The 13,355-nt window shown below is 69.1% G+C and carries 12 protein-coding genes; 4 read left to right on the top strand and 8 right to left on the bottom strand.

Translation table 11 applies throughout. The features are described 5' to 3' along the window. The first annotated feature begins 62 nt into the window (after positions 1 to 62). The gene (locus tag AB0367_RS06690; RefSeq protein WP_366225203.1) at positions 63 to 1,466 is read left to right on the top strand and encodes a condensation domain-containing protein; all 1,404 of its coding nucleotides are present in this window, start codon (positions 63 to 65) and stop codon (positions 1,464 to 1,466) included. Positions 1,467 to 1,690: 224 nt separating this feature from the next. Continuing rightward, positions 1,691 to 1,894: a cold-shock protein gene (locus AB0367_RS06695; RefSeq protein WP_366225204.1), complete on the top strand. Its 204-nt coding sequence runs from the start codon at positions 1,691 to 1,693 to the stop codon at positions 1,892 to 1,894. 77 nt (positions 1,895 to 1,971) lie between these two features. Here the strand turns inward: AB0367_RS06695 and AB0367_RS06700 are convergent, their stop codons facing one another. The 5 genes from AB0367_RS06700 to AB0367_RS06720 form a co-directional block, all read right to left on the bottom strand. Next, positions 1,972 to 3,534, bottom strand: coding sequence for a DEAD/DEAH box helicase (locus AB0367_RS06700; RefSeq protein ID WP_366225205.1), 1,563 nt, complete (start codon positions 3,532 to 3,534; stop codon positions 1,972 to 1,974). Between the two features lie 182 nt (positions 3,535 to 3,716). Further along, positions 3,717 to 3,929: a hypothetical protein gene (locus AB0367_RS06705; RefSeq protein WP_366225206.1), complete on the bottom strand. Its 213-nt coding sequence runs from the start codon at positions 3,927 to 3,929 to the stop codon at positions 3,717 to 3,719. Positions 3,930 to 4,264: 335 nt separating this feature from the next. After that, positions 4,265 to 5,029: an ABC transporter permease gene (locus tag AB0367_RS06710; RefSeq protein ID WP_366225207.1), complete on the bottom strand. Its 765-nt coding sequence runs from the start codon at positions 5,027 to 5,029 to the stop codon at positions 4,265 to 4,267. 70 nt (positions 5,030 to 5,099) lie between these two features. Next, positions 5,100 to 5,918, bottom strand: a complete 819-nt coding sequence (locus tag AB0367_RS06715; RefSeq protein ID WP_366225208.1) for an ABC transporter permease — start codon at positions 5,916 to 5,918, stop codon at positions 5,100 to 5,102. After that, on the bottom strand, positions 5,918 to 6,895 hold the full coding sequence (locus AB0367_RS06720; RefSeq protein WP_366225209.1) for an ABC transporter ATP-binding protein: 978 nt from the start codon (positions 6,893 to 6,895) through the stop codon (positions 5,918 to 5,920). Before AB0367_RS06720 ends, AB0367_RS06715 begins: the two co-directional genes overlap by 1 nt. 87 nt (positions 6,896 to 6,982) lie before the next feature. On the opposite strand from AB0367_RS06720, the gene AB0367_RS06725 reads away from it, so the two are divergent. After that, positions 6,983 to 8,725: an amino acid adenylation domain-containing protein gene (locus tag AB0367_RS06725; protein ID WP_366225211.1), complete on the top strand. Its 1,743-nt coding sequence runs from the start codon at positions 6,983 to 6,985 to the stop codon at positions 8,723 to 8,725. 160 nt (positions 8,726 to 8,885) lie between these two features. Here the strand turns inward: AB0367_RS06725 and AB0367_RS06730 are convergent, their stop codons facing one another. From AB0367_RS06730 to AB0367_RS06740, 3 genes are read right to left on the bottom strand one after another with little or no spacing between them, the layout of a single operon-like run. Continuing rightward, complete coding sequence (locus AB0367_RS06730; protein WP_366225212.1) at positions 8,886 to 10,040, bottom strand: nucleotidyltransferase family protein; 1,155 nt, start codon at positions 10,038 to 10,040, stop codon at positions 8,886 to 8,888. A 29-nt stretch (positions 10,041 to 10,069) separates the two neighbouring features. Continuing rightward, entirely contained in the window at positions 10,070 to 10,339 is a 270-nt protein-coding gene (locus AB0367_RS06735; RefSeq protein WP_366225213.1) for a phosphopantetheine-binding protein, read from the bottom strand. Beyond that, entirely contained in the window at positions 10,336 to 11,634 is a 1,299-nt protein-coding gene (locus AB0367_RS06740) for an acyl-CoA dehydrogenase family protein (RefSeq protein ID WP_366225214.1), read from the bottom strand. The genes AB0367_RS06735 and AB0367_RS06740 overlap by 4 nt, the downstream gene beginning before the upstream one ends. A 423-nt stretch (positions 11,635 to 12,057) precedes the next feature. Between AB0367_RS06740 and AB0367_RS06745 the strand changes: the two genes are divergently transcribed. Continuing rightward, entirely contained in the window at positions 12,058 to 13,344 is a 1,287-nt protein-coding gene (locus AB0367_RS06745) for a condensation domain-containing protein (RefSeq protein ID WP_366225607.1), read from the top strand. Positions 13,345 to 13,355 lie beyond the last annotated feature (11 nt).

Raw genomic sequence — 13,355 nt, forward strand, 5'->3', positions numbered from 1 at the left:
GTATCGCGGCCGTAACCTGAGGTCCTTCTACGTCAGGTGATAATCCAGAGGTTCGGTGAGTCGTGGATAGACACCCGAGCACGATTACGTTTCGCACCGACCGCACCGGCCGCGCCTGCGAGGGGCCGCTGATCTGGTCGCAGCTGGCGATCTGGGACGTGTTCCGCTGGCTTCCGCCGGAGGACACGACGCTCAACCTGCTCGTGAGCTGCCCGGTCCCGCCCGGCCGCGACCTGCCCGCCGTGCTCGACGCCCTGCGGCTGCTGGTGGAGCGGCACGACTCGCTGCATACGCTGTATCTCGACACGCCCGACGGCCCGATCCAGCGCGTCGTCGAGGCCGGTGAGATCCCGCTGCGGGTCCACGACCTCGGCGACGTCGGCCTGGAGGAGGCCACGACCGACCTCGGCGAGGCGTTACGCCGCCCGTGGTTCGACATCGGCGCCGACCTGCCGCTGCGCGCCGCGGTGCTGGTGCGCTCCGGCGAGCCGCTGCTGGTGCTGCTCGCCGCGAGCCACATGGCCGTTGACGGCTGGAGCTTCAACATCGTCCGCGGCGACCTGGCAAACCTGCTCGCCGACCCGCCCGTCGTGGTCGAGCCCGGCCAGCAGCCACTCGAGCGGATCGAATACGAGCGCTCCGCGATCGGCAAGCGCCGTGAGGCCAAGGCGCTCGCGTTCTTGGCCCGCCACCTGGAGAGCCTGCCGGCGAGCATGATCGTGCGGGTCGGCGACGGCACGCCCAACCTCGACTGGGGCCTCATCCAGTCCCCGGCGCTCGCCCTGGCCGCCAACTCCCTGGCCGCTCGCCACGGCGTGCCACCCGCGACGGTGCTGCTGGGCGCCACGACCCTGCAACTGGCCGCGTATACCGGCGAGGACGACGCCGCCCTGCGCATGATCGTGTCGACCCGCTTCCGCCCGGCCAGCCGTGGCCTGGTCGGCGCCTTCAACTCCAACGCGCTCTTCCGGCTCGACTGCGCCCCGGCACGGCTGCACTCCGAGACGGTCGACGGGTTCCTGCGGCGCTCGGCCGATATGGCGCTCTCGGCGTACGCCCACTGCGAATACGACCCGCGCGCCCTCGACACGCTGATCGCCGATCTCGCCGAGCGGCGGGGCATCGTGCCGGACGGCTACTGCTACTTCAACGACACGCGGTATTCCCTGATGGATGCCGAGCCGCCGGCCCCCGTGCCGCAGGACGAACTCGCCGAACGGGTGGCCGACCTGCTCCCGGCCACGAAGCTGCGTTCCCCGGTCATCGACCGCCAGCCGAAGCACGCGAACTTCTTCATGTTCCTGATGGACCTGGGCGAGACGGCCGAGCTGATGCTGTGCGTGGAGCACGGCTTCTTCGGCCGGCGCGGGCCGCTGGGCTTCCTGTCGGACCTGGAGCGCCTGATCGTCCGCTTCGCGGTCGACGAGACGGCGACGGCGGACGCGCTCCACGCCTCGGTCCGCTGACCCGCCGCACGTCGCCGACCTGCGGAGTTGGCGGGCAGGGCGGCATGGCATCCGTGCTACGGTTGGGCTGTTGCAGTCTTGATTTCCATATATGTTGCCGCGCCCGTGGGTAGTGCACCTGCGGGCGCTGTCAGTATTGCCGGGTTTCCGGAGCAGGGTCATCAAAGCGGCGACGCGGGAGACCACACCGTGTGGCCTCCATTTGCCTTGCGAAGGAGCAGGACATGACCGTCGGTACTGTGAAGTGGTTCAACGCGGAGAAGGGCTTCGGCTTCATCACCCCGGATGGCGGTGGCGCCGATGTGTTCGCCCACTACTCCGCGATCTCGGCGGGCGGTTTCCGCAGCCTTGAGGAGAACCAGCGGGTGGAGTTCGACATCACCCAGGGTCAAAAGGGGCCGCAGGCGTCCAACATCCGCGTCATCTGAGCCGTCTCGTCACATTGAGCAGTGCCCCGGCCGGTCGACTGTCGACCGGCCGGGCTTGCGGAGGCGAGTAGTAGCGCTCAGCGCCCACCTCGGCGAGCGCCCGGCCGGGCCCGGGCGGAGAAGGCCGCCGCACTGGATGCCGCCGGGGCGGAGCGCGTCGAGGACGCCGCCTGCGCGGAGCGCGTCGAGGACGCCGCCTGCGCGGAGCGCGTCGAGGACGCCGCCTGCGCGGGCTTGCCGCCCCGCCGGCCCCGGCCGCCCCGGGCAGGCTGTGTCTCGTGCCGCGGTGGTTCGTGGCGTTGCGCCTCGGGCCGCTGCGTCTCGTGCCGCTTTGGCTCGTGGCGTTGCGTCTCGGGGCGTGGGGCGGCGAGCGGCCGCGCCGATTCGGGGACCAGCATCCGTTCGCCAGGGGCGAGCTCGCGCAGCAGCGCGTGACCCGGACTCAGGCGGGTGGTGATCGCCGCAATGCCCGCCCGGCGGGTCAGCTCCCGCACCTCGGGCGCCTGGCCGTCGGTCATCAGCGTGACGACTGTGCCGGCCGCGCCCGCCCGGGCCGTGCGCCCCGAGCGGTGCAGGTATGCCTTGTGCTCCGCCGGCGGGTCCGCGTGCACGACCAGGGCCACGTCCTCGACGTCGATGCCGCGGGCGGCGATGTCGGTGGCGACCAGCGTGCGCACGTCACCGTCGGAGAACGCCCGCAGGTTTCGGGTGCGCGCGGCCTGGGCCAGGTTGCCGTGCAGCTCCACGGCGGACACGCCGGCCGCGACGAGCCGGCGGGTGAGCGTCTTCGCGCCCCGCTTGGTGCGCGTGAACACGACGGTCCGGCCCGGCGCGGCGGTCAGTTCGACCAGCACGGCGAAGCGATCGTCGGCGTGGACGTGCAGGACGTGGTGCGTCATCGCGGCCACCGGCGAGAGCGTCGAGTCGACGCTGTGCTCGACCGGGTCGGTGAGGAACCGCCGCACCAGGACGTCGACACCGGCGTCCAGCGTGGCCGAGAACAGCAGGCGCTGCCCGCCGCGCGGGGTCTGCTCCAGCAGCCGCTTCACGGTGGGCAGGAAGCCGAGGTCGGCCATGTGGTCGGCCTCGTCGAGGACGGTGATCTCGACGGCGTCCAGGCGCGCGTGACCGGCCTCGACGTGGTCGGCGAGCCGGCCGGGGCAGGCCACCAGGACGTCGACCCCGGCGCGCAGGCCGGCGATCTGCGGCCCGGCTCCGACGCCGCCGAAGACGGTCATCGTGCGCAGCTTCAGTGCCTTGGCCAGCGGGGCCATCACGGCGTCGATCTGGGCGGCCAGCTCGCGGGTGGGCGCGAGGATCAGCGCCCGGGGCCGCCCGGCCCGCCGTGGCGCGGCACCCGCGGCCAGGCGGGTGAGCACCGCAAGCACGAATGCGTAGGTCTTGCCCGACCCGGTGCGGCCCCGGCCGAGCACGTCCCGCCCGGCGATCGCGTCGGGCAGGGTCGCGGCCTGGATCGGGAAGGGCCGGTGCACCCCGGTCGCGGCCAGCACGCGGTTGAGCGCGTCGGGCACGCCGAGGTCGGCGAAGGTCAGCGACTCCGGCGAGGTGGGACCGGCCGAGGTGGAACTGGCCGAGGTGGGCTTGGGCGAGGTGGTCTGGTGCGGGCGGCGTGCCGCCATGAAGGCTCCGTACGTCGAAGGGGACGTCCCGCCCGGCGCTGACCGTTTCGGCCGCGGCGCGTGGCGTGGGACATCGAAGCCGGCCCGCACGATGGGCGGACCGCGCCGTCAGTCTACCTGAATCCGCTACCGGACCCCGTTGCCAGCTGGCGGGCGGTGAGCGCAGCTGTGGCGCCGGCCGATCACGGTGCTACGACCTGCCACCGGCGCTGCCCGTCCATCCATGCCCCGGCCAGGATCTCCGCCGACTGCCGGCCCGGGCACTGGTAGATCTTCGACCGGCCGCCGCCGGCTCGGGCCTCTACCTCCCACGACTCACCGTCAGTGCGGATGTACACGTCGCGACGTCCTCTTACGGTGCGGTCGCCGTTCCACCAGTGACGTTCGATTCTCACCCACTGACCGTATAGCACCCGGTCCAAGCCCGGAATATTGACGATATTGGTATGGCCGGTGATCGCGCACAGTGTGCGTAGGCTGACCGTATGGCGCCGCACGCTCGCCGCCATGGCCCCGAAGCCTCCGACGTATCCAACCCGGAATGCGACGCGACCGCTTAGCGGTTGACGCGCAACGGGACGGCGCTGATCACGGCCTGTAGCGCGCTGGGCACGCGGAGTAGGTCTGGCGTCAGGTCGCGAACCATCGCGCGCACGCCTGTGCCCGCAGGAACTCCGGCCAGCTGGCGTCGCCACGGCGAGGTGTCGGGTCCGTCGGACCCCTGCTCCGGTCAGTACACCAGCATCCGGGTGAGCCGCCGGTCGGCCAGCCACACGCTGGCCGCGCCGAACAGCACCAGGTACACCGTCGAGATCAACAGGGGCGCCCCGAACTGGCCCATGCACACCGACCGCAGCAGCTCGATGGCATGGTAGAGCGGAAGGCACACGACGATCCCGCGCAGCAACGCCGGGTACACCGACAGCGGGTAGAACGTGGTCGCGAACAGGAACATCGGCAGCATCACCAGCTGGAGGTACTGGTGGTGATGCTGCGCCTTGATAAATGTGGCCGCCGCCAGGCCGCCCGCTGCGAAGGCGAAGGCGACCAGGAGCGCGCCGGGGATCACCAGCAGCGCCCACAAGCTGTGCACCAGGCCCAGCGCGGCGATTACCCCGAGGAAGCAACTGGACGCCAGGGCTCCGCGCAGCATCGCCGCCACGATTTCGCCGTGGCCGACATCTGTCGGCGTCATCGGGGTGGTGACGATGGCGTCGTACACCTTCTCGAAACGCAGTCGGAACCAGACGAGATTGGTGGTCTCGTAGATCGCGCTGTTCATCGCCGAGGTGGCCAGCAGGGCCGGCGCGACGAAGGCGGCGTAGTCGGTCACCGCACGGCCGTGGTCGGTGAACGTGGAGACGAGCTGCCCGATGCCCAGGCCGATGGACAGCAGGTAGAGGAACGGTTCAAAGACGCCATTGACGATCAGTCCCCAGGGCCGGTTCCTCTTCAGCACCCAGTAGTGGCGCAGGACAAGCATGTATGCGTGCACGTGATTCCTTAGCGTCTGCGGCGGGAGGGTCCGAAGCGGACCTGTGGGGCAGCGGGAGGCGTACGACGGCTCACGGGTGCAGGTAGCGGCGGTAGGTGCGCCGGGCGATCAACAGCCCGACGACGGTCAGCACGACGAGGTACGCCACATGCACGGCGGCTCCTGTCCACGTCGCGGTACCCAGACTCAACGTCCGGCACAGCTGCACCCCCTGCCACAGCGGGGTCACGTAGGCGAGCCAGCGTAGCCACTCGGGCAACTGCTCGACGGCGAAGAAGGTCCCGGAGAACAGGTACAGCGGCATGACGACCCACTTGAACGCGGTGTTCACCGGCCGGGGATTCGGCAGCGTCACCGCCCACGCCATCACCGGTGTGGCGAACGCCAGCGCGGTCAGCACGGCGGCGAACGGCGTCAGCATGACCAGCGGCGAACGCGCCGCCCCGAAGGCAATCATCACGGCCGCGAAGATGAACGCGCTCATCGCCACCCGCAGGGCCATGAACATCAGGTGCCCGACCATGATGTCTGTCGGCTCCAACGGCGTCGCAGTGGCGACCTGATAGCTGCCGCCCGGTCGCTTCGCCCGGCTGATCGGGAACGCCGACTCGACGACGCCGTTCTGCATCGCGGAGGCGGCCAGCATGCCGGGCGCGAAGAAGGCCAGATACGGCACTCCACCGGGCGTGCTGGAGGGCCGGATGATGGCGCCGAGACCGACCCCGATGGCGATGAGGAACAGCAGCGGGTTGGCCACACTGACGACGATCGTGCCGCGCCAGGTACGCCTGTATCGCAGCAGCCAGTACCGGAATTCGCGCATCGCCAGCCGGGACGGTTCGGCCGCCCGCGCCGCGACGGCCGGCAGGATTGCGGATTCGGCTGCCATCAGTCCACCAACGTCCGTCCGGTCAGCGCCAGGAAGACGTCCTCCAGGCTGGCGCGGCGAACCAGTGCGGTCTCCGGCTCCAGGCGCAGCGCATGCACGCTGGCCAGCGCCGTCTCGCCGTCATCCGCGTACCACAGCACCCGGTCCGGCAGCACCTCGATTCGGGCCGAGGCGGCCTCCTTGATTTTGTCGACAGCATCCGACTGCGCGCCGACGGCGAAGCGCAGCTCCAGCACCTCCCGCGTGGCATACCGGTCGATCAGCTCGCGCGGCGAGCCCTCGGCGACGATCCTGCCGTGGTCCATCACCACGAGCCGGTCGCACAACTGCTCGGCCTCGTCCATGTAGTGGGTGGTGAGGATGAGCGTGACCCCCTGCTGTTTGAGCCGGAACAACCGGTCCCACAACACATGCCGGGCCTGTGGGTCCAGCCCGGTCGTCGGCTCGTCCAGCAGCAGGACCTGCGGCTCGTTGATGAGCGATCGCGCGATGGTCAGCCGCCGGCGCATGCCGCCGGAGAGGTGCTCGACCTTGGCGTCGGCCTTCTCGGTCAGCTGGGCGAACTCGAGAAGCTCGTCCGCCCTGGACGCGATGGAGGCCTTGTCCAAGCCGAAGTAGCGACCGTAGATGAGGATGTTCTCCCGTACCGTCAACTCCGCGTCGAGGGCGTCGTCCTGCGGTATCACGCCGATGCGACCACGAATAGTCCGCCCATGGGTCGCCGGGTCGAGTCCGAGCACCTCGAGTTCGCCACTCGACCTCGGAGAGACACAGGCGATCATCCGCATCGTCGACGATTTGCCCGCTCCGTTGGGCCCCAGCACACCGAATGCCTCGCCGCGCCGCACCTGAAGGTCGATGCCGTCGACCGCCGTAAACGCCGTACCTCGGCGCTCCCGAGGCGGGAAGATCTTGGTGAGCCCGACGGTTCGGACGAGAACGTCCTGGCCGGCGGCTGCGGAGGGATGAATTGACATGCCCGTATGGTAAGAACTTGTATGAGCGTCATGCAAGGGCTTACCATTTGACAGAAGCATCAGATAAATAAGTGCAAAAACTCGACTATGCCATTTGTGTTGCCGCCCATATCGAGAGCGAGTCACGCCTTGACCGTGCCCGTCGAACTCGACCCGTTGAGGATTTCCGCGCCTCGCGCGACGATCGTCGCGCGAGGCGCCCGACGTGAACCCCACCCGATCGACACTGGACGCACCGTCGTGAGCTCGCTCGTGCACTGGGCCACCGAGAGTCCACAGTCGACAGCAGTGGTACACCGGGATACGACGGTGAGCTATGCGGACCTCGCCCGCCGTGTCTGGCGGGTGCGGCGGCGGCTGCTGGCGGCGGGCTGCCGGCCAGGCGACGTGGTCGGGTGCGCCGGGCCGCGCGGGGTGGATACGACAGCGGTGTTCCTCGCGCTGGAAGGCATCGGGGCTGTTTACCTGCCGCTCGACCTGAGCTGGCCGGCGCACCGGATGGCGCAGATTCTGGCCGCCAGCAAGGCGAGCCTCGTGATCGTCTACGGCATTCGCACCACCACCGCACCCGAGGACGCCGCCGCCACCACCGGCACGCCGCTGATCACGGTGACCGGCGCGGACGCCGGTTCGGTGGCCGAGGATGAGTCCGACGGTGAGAACGCGGCGGGCGAACCCGGCCTGCCGGAGGTCCTGGCGGAGATCGATCGCCGGCGGTGCGCTGACGACGCCGAGCCGCGCTACCTCTTCTACACCTCGGGCAGCACCGGCACTCCGAAGGGCGCCCTGATCGAGCATCGGGGCATGGTCAACCATCTGCACGCAAAGATCCTCGAGATGGGGCTCACCCGCGCCGACCGGCTGGCCTTCACCGCGCCGCTGGTCTTCGACATCGCGGTCTGCCAGGCACTGCTGCCCATCATGCTGGGCGGCACCAGCGTCGTGCTGGACGACGACGAGCTCAGGTTTCCCCGGATCCTGGTCGCGAAGCTGCGCGACCACCAGGTCTCGGTGATCGAGGTGGTTCCCACCGTCCTGGACTGGATCGCCGGCGCGGGCGGTCACGCCGCCGCCGGCGTGCCCAGCCTTCGCCTGGCCGTGTCGACCGGCGAGGAACTGCGCCCGGCTCTGGCCCGGCGCTGGTTCGCGGCGATGCCAGGCACCGAGATCCTCAACGCGTACGGGTTCACTGAGACCTCCGACGACATCGCCCACCATCGGGTCACGGCCGCCGACCTGGACGGCGTCCGACTGCCTGTCGGCTCGCCCATCATCAACTCCACGCTGTATGTCCTGGTCGAGGAGGATGACGGGTGGCGCGCCGCGGCAAACGGCGAGCCCGGCGAACTGTTCGTCGGCGGCCTGCCGGTCGGTCCGGGGTACCCCGATGATCCGGTCGCCACGCGCCGCGCGTACCTGCGCGACGTTCTCGACGACGACTCGCCGACCGGCCGGCTCTACCGGACCGGCGATGGCGCAATGCTGCGCGACGGCCTGCTGTACTGCCTCGGCCGGCTGGACCGGCAGGCCAAGATCGGTGGCGTGCGGATCGAGCCCGATGAGATCGAGGCACTGCTGCTGCAGCACCCGGGGATCATGCGGTGTGCGGTGCTGGTGCATCATGCCGGCGACACCCCCGAACTGGTCGCGTTCTATCAGTCGGCCACACCGACACCCGCGCCGGCGCAGCTGCGGTCCTACCTGGCTGAGCGGCTCCCACCGGCGATGGTTCCGCAGCGGTTCCTGGACGTGCCGGACCTGCCGCTGAGCGCCAACGGCAAGGTCGACCACGCCGCCCTGGCCGAGCGCCTGCGGCCGGCTGCCCGCTGACGCCGGCCCGCGAGCTGTCCCGGACGAAGGTGCCGCTGGTGCGGCTGCGGGGCCGTGGAGCGCCTGGAGTAGCGACGAGCCGCCGGCGCTGGCCGCGCGGTGCCCGCATCGAGCCTCCACGGCGGGCGGCGGTCGTTGCGCGCCTGCCCGCCCTCGCCGGTCAGCGCCGCTGGACCTGAGCCTCGACCGCGAACGGCGCTTCGTGTGCCGGCACCAGTTTCGGGGCGCCCCGCTCCCGCAGTCGCCGCCGGAATTGGCCATGCCATGACTGGAGGCTGCCATCCGGCGAGCTGGCACTGCACAGCCACTGGGGATCGCAGTACGCGCCGAGTTCGAGCTCGGACACCATACTGCTGCCGTACAACTGGTCGACGTGGTGACAGACCCAGGCGACGGCCGGCGCGATCCCGGAAGACGCCATGATTGCGATGATCTCTGCCGCCTGCGCTCGGGCGAGCCGGTTCCAGAAACGCCACACGTCGGCGAACTGGCTCAACCGCGCGTCTTTTTCATTGATCACCCGGGCGAACCAGCCCTCGCGGAACAGGTGCAGCACGACGAACAGGAAGGAGTATGGCGTGGTGAGCGCCGGCACCGTGGCTCCGGGCTCCCCGAAGCCGACCGGATTGCGCTGGATCGTCGCCAGTGCATCGTCCATCGGGACCTGCCACGCCGTTCCGTACCAGGTGAGGCTGAACGCGATGTCTACCATGTGGTACGGCACCGCCGACTCCGGTGCCAGGCGCAAGAAGTGCGGCAGGTGATCGGGGTAGAGGCGGTACATGGCGGTGACCGACCGGGGCAGGTCGACCAGTTCGCCGGTGCGGTTGTCGAACGACTTCCCGCCGGCGTACCCGAGTTCAGTCAGCGCTGCGGCCACCTCGTGACGCTGCTCGGGCAGCACCATCAGGTCGATGTCACCGAAGTGGCGGGTGCCCCGGTCGTCGTAGAGGAGCGCGTGGGAAGCCACACCCTTGGTGGTGGCCACAGTGATACCGCGGGCGGCCAGGCCGTCGGTCACCCGGATCGCCTCGGCGCAGAACGCCGTCGTTTTCAGACGGTTCCAGTGCAGCGCGCCCAGCACCGCCTTCTGGGTCTGGTGCGGCATCAGCGACAGCAGACCGGCTTCGGCCAGGAAGTCCGCCAGGGCCGGCAGTAGAGCGTGTCGCGCCGCCTGCGCGAGCAGTTCGTCGGGGTCGACCACTGATGCCGCGACCTCGACCGCTTCCCCGAACGCAGCCGATCCGGGATCGGCTATCGATACGAGTTCCAGCAGGCGCCACTCGGGGTTCGAGCCGACCTCAGCCGCCGACATACCTAGCCTCCTTTCGTTGGGCGTACACGTCATCGCTGCGCTTGCGCCGCGCTGACCGCGGCCCACAGGCTGGTTGGTGTCTGAAAGGTCTCCAGCGACAAGACGGCGTCGGGCAACGTGATGTCGAAGGTGTCCTCGATCGCCACGAGTAGACGCACCATCCGCAGCGAGTCGAGCCCGAGATCGATGAGGTTCGTGTCGCCGGCCAACGACGACCCCACGGTGAACCCGGTCAACTGCTCGGCTACCACGTTCTCGAAGTCCTTCGGCCACGGCACCGTCTCGGCCGGGTCGGTCATGCCAGCGTCACCGCCTTGTCCATCAGGGCCATCGTCCCCACCGAGGTGAGCAGGCGGTCGTTGGCCAGGTTCAGTGCCGCCGATCGGAGGTCGCGGAAGTGGCGCTCCAGCGGGATCGGCGACGTGCGCAGGTACCCGGTGGACAGCCCGACCAGTTGGATCAGCCGGTCGACGGCCCGGAACGTCAGTTCCGACGCGGCAACCTTGAGGGTGTTGAGATGGATCTGCGTGCTGGGAAGGTCGAGGGAACGGGCAGCGGCCCGCGCCGCCTGCACCTCTTCGATGACTCGGCGCAGATAGGCGTTGACGAGTTCCAGGTCGATCCGGACCCGTGCCAGCCGCTCGTTGACGAGTTCGGAATTCGGGTCCAGGCCTTTCGGTCGATTTTTAGAGCGCATCAACAGGATGACGTCGGCATAACCGGATTTCGCCGCACCAAGCCAGCACGCCGCCCAGCCGATATGTGCCGCCGGAATCATGCTATCGACGGCAATAGATCGAAATTCGCCCCGGTCGCCGACGATCTGCCCGATCGGAATGTCGCCCTGGATGCGTATGCCGATGCTGTGAGTGCCGCGCATACCCAGCGGATCCCAGACGCCGGAGCTGTCGAGTTTCAACTGATTGCGATCGACATAGACTAATGTCACCCGATTTGACGACGCGCCCGCCGAATCCCGCATAGTAATCAGGAAGCCGTCGGCGTGCTCCCCGCCGGTCACGATCGGGGCGCCGCGGTCCAACCGCAGTACATGGTCGGACTGCTCCAGCGCTGAGGCGGCGGTCATGACGTTGCCGCCGGTGGCGGGCTCCGTGGTCACTGACGCCAGGTACACCTCGCCCGCCGCGATGCGGGGCAGGACTCGTTCCCGAAGCGGCTCGGCCGCGTAGCGCACCAGGGCGTCGACCTGCTGTGAGTGCATAGCCCACACCATGGCCGTGGAGAGGCAGGCGGAGGCCAGCACCTCGGCCACCGCCGCGAGGTCGCCCAGGTCGCCGCCGAGCCCACCGTAGGCGTGCGGAACCAGTAGGCCGAGCAGGCCGCTACCGCGCAACGCCGCCAATGAAGCGACCGGAAAAGCAGCCGAATCGTCGACCTCGGCCGCGTGTGCCCGCAGCTCGGGGAGAATCTCACGCGCCCGGTCGACCGGGGTTACCCGCGACCCATCTATTGTCAGCACGACAATCCCGTTTCCGCCGGTGAACGGTACGCCCGACTTGTCCCGCCTGGACGTCGAGGCCCAACTATGCGTGTCAGGAATCGCGCACAACAAGCCCTCTGTGATGTAGATCACGCATCGAACTACATTGGAGGCCGCGAGAATGGGATATCAGCTCGCAAGTTCCACGCAATCTTGTTGCAAGTCCTTGCGTCGGCTAATATACGCCGCCAGAAAGGGGTTCAAGTTCACCTGTGTGACCGACCCGCGGTGTAACGCCTCGGCGATAGCCATCATGCGCTCGCTCGGCGGCCGGGTCGCGGCCGAGTAGTCACCGGCCGGCCCGGCGCCACGCGCACCACACCTCCCACGGCAACCCCGCCGGATCGCCAACGTCTCGCCACGCAGGAAAGGATCACCGGACAGATGACTCGCACGGCGCGTTATCGGCTGCCGTTCACCGGCCATGGCGCCACCGCCCCGCTGACGTGGGGGCAAGTGGCCATCTGGGACGTCATCCGATGGCTTCCCGATCACCAGTTGCCGTCCCTGAACCTGATGTCCGCCGTGCGGGTACCCGACGGGTGCACCGTCACCGACGTGCTCGACGCGCTGCGCCACCTGGTCGAGCGCCACGACTCGTTGCATTCGCTCTACCTTGAGCAGGCCGGCGTGGAACTGCAGCGGGTCCTCGATCGTGGCGAGTTGGAAGTCGATCTCTATCCACTGGCCGACGGCGACGCGCTGGCGCAGGGCCAGGCATTGGGGGCGGTGCTGCGCCGCGAGCTGTTCGACCCGGCGACCGATCTGCCCCTGCGAGCGGCGGTGCTCACCGCGGGCGATCAGCCCAGGGCCATCGTGCTGACCGCCTGCCACATGGCGGTCGACGGTTGGAGTTTTCAGATCGTCCTGCAGGATCTGCGCCGCCTGCTTGACGAGCCCACAGGCGCCACGCTGATGCCGCCGGCTCAACAGCCCGTGGCGCGCGCCGCCTATGAGCAGACCCCGGCCGCGCGCAGGCGCGAGGAGCGGGCGCTGACGTTCTGGGAGCAGAACATCCGCACCCTGCCGTCCGCGATGCTCAGCGAAGTGGTGACGAACGAACCAGTACCACTGCGCTGGGCGCAGATCGAATCCCGGGCGATGGCGCTAGCGATCGCGTCCCTCTCCGCCCAGGCTCGGGTGTCCAGTTCGGTGACGTTCCTGGCCGCCATCACCATGCTGCTCGCACTGCACACCAGCGAGCAGTCAGCGGCCGTGCGCGTCATCGTGGCCACCCGGTTCAAGACCGAGAACGAAAGGCTGGTCGGCGCGTTCAATCAGAATGCGCTGTTCCGGATGGATCTCGCGGACGAAAGCATCGGCGACTTCCTGCGCAGGGCGGCCTCGTCGGCGGCCAGTGCGTACCGCAGCAGCGAATACAATCCGCGTTCGCTGGAGTCGATGGTGCAGCGGGTCGCCACGGAACGCGGCATCGAGGCGGGCGGGTACTGCTACGTCAATGACGTCCGGTACGAGTTGTACGGCGAGGCCGACGCCGAGGCGCCCGCCGACGTCGCGGCCGAGATCAGGGACGCGATGCCCGGCAGCGTCCTCGTCGACCTGGAGGACACCCGGATTCAGAAGGGCTCCAAATTCTTCATCTACCTCCGCGGCGGGCCGCAACGGTCGATCGTGCAGTTGTCGGCCCACCCTCATTTCCTGGCGCCGAACTCCCCAGCGGACTTCCTCAGCGACCTCGAATGGATGCTCACCACCGCTGCCTGCGACAACCCGTCAATCGGCGAGCTGCGCAAGCAGTGGTCGCAGCGGCACCCGGGCCGCCCAGGCTGCGACTCTGACTGACCAGACGAACC

It is taken from the genome of Dactylosporangium sp. NPDC051484 (genome assembly GCF_040689395.1).
Classification (GTDB): Bacteria; Actinomycetota; Actinomycetes; order Mycobacteriales; family Micromonosporaceae; genus Dactylosporangium.